Source organism: Staphylococcus sp. EG-SA-17 (assembly GCF_017151845.1).
In the GTDB taxonomy this organism is placed as follows: Bacteria; Bacillota; Bacilli; order Staphylococcales; family Staphylococcaceae; genus Staphylococcus; species Staphylococcus aureus.
Genome location: NZ_JACVZO010000177.1, coordinates 1 through 245 on the forward strand (window position 1 = coordinate 1; position 245 = coordinate 245).

At 31.4% G+C, this 245-nt stretch carries 1 protein-coding gene and 1 pseudogene; both read right to left on the reverse strand.

Annotated elements, in window-relative coordinates:
- Nucleotides 1-127, reverse strand: a pseudogene (locus IDG65_RS14640) (DUF1462 family protein); the annotation flags it as partial.
- A 3-nt stretch (nt 128-130) separates the two neighbouring features.
- Nucleotides 131-245, reverse strand: a 115-nt coding sequence (locus tag IDG65_RS14645) for a NifU family protein (protein WP_206174276.1), incomplete at its 5' end; no start/stop codon positions are given.

Here is a 245-nt window from a genome sequence, read left to right on the forward strand (position 1 = left end):
CAATAAATTGTAAATCATGATCTGTTAAGTTGTCATTATCTTTTGTAATATCTATATACGTATATTTAAATGATATATTTGGGTATTTTCTTTTTAATAGCGGCTGTAGCCAGTCATAAATATCTTTATATTAGAATACTTGTTCTACTTCTATTACACCAGGCACTTCTTCGTGTAATGCACGCTCAATACCAGCTTTAAGAGTGATTGTAGAACTTGGGCATGTACCACATGCACCATGTAAT